Origin of the sequence: Archangium sp. (assembly GCF_036389735.1) — a bacterium.
Lineage (GTDB): Bacteria > Myxococcota > Myxococcia > Myxococcales > Myxococcaceae > Archangium.
Map to the genome: position 1 here is coordinate 1 of NZ_DASVWK010000910.1, position 2,457 is coordinate 2,457.

Genomic DNA, 2,457 nt, shown 5'->3' on the forward strand with positions numbered 1-2,457 from the left:
GGAAGGAGACCTTCTCCAGCTCGATGGAGCCCTTGAGTTCCGCGGCGAGGCGGGGCTTGTCCCGGGGTTGCTCGGGGGGCGCATCCAGCACCTCGTTGATGCGCTCCAGGTAGCTGCCCAGCATCTGGAACTGACCCGCCGTGCCGATGAGGTTGGCCAGCGGCCCCAGCAGGGCCCCGGCCAGGGCGTTGAGGCTCAACATCTCCCCCAGCGTCAGGTGCCCCTCGAGGACCTGGTAGGCGCCCAGGCTGAGCAGCACCATGGGGGCGAGCAGCCGCAGGGTGTTGGAGATGGAGTCGACGTGGATCGTCAGCCGGCCCTTCTGGAGGGTGATGTTCTGGACGTCCACGAAGAGGTGCGAGTAGTTCTCCACGGCGCGTTGCTCGGCGCCAAAGGACTTGAGCGTCTGCATGCCGGTGAGCATGGCGATCTGGTAGCTCTGGTTCTTCGCATCCAGCTCGAGGCCCTGGGACAGCAGGCTGCCGCGGCGGTGGCGGGTGAGCAGGAAGACGAGCAGTTGCAGGAAGCCGAGCACCAGCACCACTCCCCCCAGCAACGGGCTGGCGACGAAGAGGATGCCGAAGAGGAGCACCACCATCGTGCCGTCCAGCAGGGTGGAGATGGCGGTGGAGGAGAGGATCTCCCGCACGGTGGCCTGCATGCTCATGCGCATCATCAGGTCGCCCGAGGGGCGCAACTGGAAGAAGGCGAAGGTCAGGTCCACCAGGTGGTCCAGGAAGCCGAGCGTCATGCTCGCGTCGATGCGGGTGCGCAGCTCCTGAAGGAGATGGCCGCGCAGCAGCGAGGACAGCAGCTGGAAGAGCGCGAGGGTGCCCATCGACACCGACAGCACCGACAGCAACTGGTAGTCGCCGCGTGGCACCACGCGGTCCACCAACATGCCCGTGAGGACGGGCACCGCGAGCGCGAAGAGCTGAAGCACCGCGGAGAGGACGACGATGCGTGCCAGGGTGTCCGACTGGCCCAGCAGCGGGAGGATGTAGCGGAAGGCCCCGGCGCTGGGCGCGGCGAGCCGCTGGAAGTCCTCGCTGGGCTCGAAGAGGAGCACCACGCCGGTGAAGTGCCGGCTGAAGCCCTCCATGGAGACCAGGCGCCGGCCCTGGGCGGGGTCGACGATCTGCACCTCGTTGCCGACCATCCGCTCGAAGACGACGTAGTGGTTGAAGTCCCAGTGGAGGACGGAGGCGGTCGGCAGGAAGGGGAGGCGGGTGAGGTCGATGGAGACGGCGCGCCCGCGCAGCCCCATGCGCCGGCCAGCATCGATCAGCGTGCGGGCGGAGATGCCGTCGCGACCCGGGCCCGTCACCTCGCGCACCGCGTCCAGGGTCATCTGCCGGCCGTGGTAGCCCAGCACCATGGCCAGGCACGCGGCGCCGCAGTCCGTGGCGGCCAACTGGCGCACCTCCGGCAGCTCCTTGCGCCATTCCCGCAGTCGCTGGAGCGCCGGAAACCTCCGCACCACCTCTTCCAGCCTGTTGCCGGTGGGCTTCTGCTCAGTCGTCATGGGGGAAGAGCACCTTGAGTCCTGGAATCATGGCCACGAAGATGGGCTCGGCCCTCACCGCGACCTGGGCCCGCGCGGGCATGCCCTCGAAGTAGCCCAGCACCCGGCCGCGCACGGAGAAGGTTCGCGTGGGGAGGGTCGCCCGTACCAGGATGATGGGGCCCGTTATCTCCACCGTGTCCGCCAGGTCCGGCCCCAGGTAGCGCTTGAGCTCCCCGGGACCGATGAGCTGCTCGCCCACGGACTCGATGGTCAGCTCGCGGTACTCGTACTGGAAGCCGTCCAGCTCCACCCGCAGCGGCATGCCGGGGCGCAGGTAGGGGCGGTAGTAGCCGGGAAGCAGGGCCAGCAGGTACGCGGATGCCTCGTCCTCCACGATGGAGGCCACGAGCGTACCCACCGCCAGGTACTGGCCGGGCTGGATGCGCAGGTCTCCCACGATGCCCGCCACGGGAGCCCTCAGGGCCCGGGCCATGATGCGGGACTGGGCCTGCTCGCGCTCGGCCCGCAGCGCCGTGAGCGCCAGCCGGGCGGACTGGTCCGACAGGTCCCTCATGTAGCGCACGAGGTGCAGCTCCATCTCCTGCTCGATGCGGGCGAGGGCGGAGCGCTCCTCCTCGGCCTGGAGCGTCACCAGCACCTGCCCCGCGGCCACGCGCTGGCCGGGCTGGATCTCCACGGTGGCCACGACTCCGGCGCCTTGCGCCATCACGTCCCGGCGCCGCTCCATCCGCACGAGCGCGGGGCCCTCGGCGTACTCGGACACGGTGCCCACCAGGCACAGGAGCAGGCCCACCGCCAGCATGGAGACGAGGACCCAGAACGTCCAGCGCGTCCAGCCCGGGGCCAGCAGCAGCACGTCGCCTTCCTGCCGCTGGTACTGCTTGTAGTACTCCAGCGCTTCCTTGCGGAAGATCGACGGCTTGGGTTCC

Annotated in this window: 2 protein-coding genes; both read right to left on the reverse strand. The window is 69.4% G+C overall.

Annotation, left to right across the window (positions count from 1 at the left end; translation table 11 throughout):
• A partial coding sequence (locus VF794_RS32345) for a peptidase domain-containing ABC transporter (RefSeq protein WP_331116975.1) occupies positions 1 to 1,525 on the reverse strand: 1,525 nt, incomplete at its 3' end.
• Positions 1,515 to 2,457 (reverse strand): efflux RND transporter periplasmic adaptor subunit (locus tag VF794_RS32350; RefSeq protein ID WP_331116976.1); only part of this gene is annotated, 943 nt, incomplete at its 5' end. The genes VF794_RS32350 and VF794_RS32345, both read right to left, overlap by 11 nt.